The sequence below is a fragment of the Acinetobacter sp. 25-47-122 genome (assembly GCF_056779695.1).
Genome location: NZ_JBWYIJ010000031.1, coordinates 1 through 389 on the forward strand (window position 1 = coordinate 1; position 389 = coordinate 389).

General features: G+C 42.4%; 1 protein-coding gene. It reads left to right on the forward strand.

Going from position 1 to position 389, the window contains the following annotated elements; genetic code table 11:
- Positions 1–389: GA-like domain-containing protein (locus AC1M9P_RS14635; RefSeq protein WP_481588092.1), on the forward strand; the 389-nt coding region annotated here is incomplete at both ends.

A 389-nucleotide genomic window follows, 5' to 3' on the forward strand; every position in this document is an offset into this window, starting at 1 on the left:
GTTGTTGATGCTGCCGAAGCTGCGATTGCAGCAGCAACACAAGCGGTTCAAACTGCAGAAGCTAAGCATGATGAATTGGTAGAGGCAATTGATGCTAAAAATGGTGTAATCAGTCCAGCAACGCAAGCTCAATTACAAGCGATCAAAGATCAATTAGATGTATTGAAAGATACAGCACAAGGCTTGGTAGATGCATTACCTGAATCAGCAGCTAAAGATAGCTTAGATGCTCGTTTAGATGCTCTAGATACAGTTGTACCAGCAGTAAACGATGCTGATAGCAATGGTATTGCTGATAATGTTGATGCTGCGATTGCAGCAGCAACACAAGCGGTTCAAACTGCAGAAGCTAAGCATGATGAATTGGTAGAGGCAATTGCTGCTAAAAA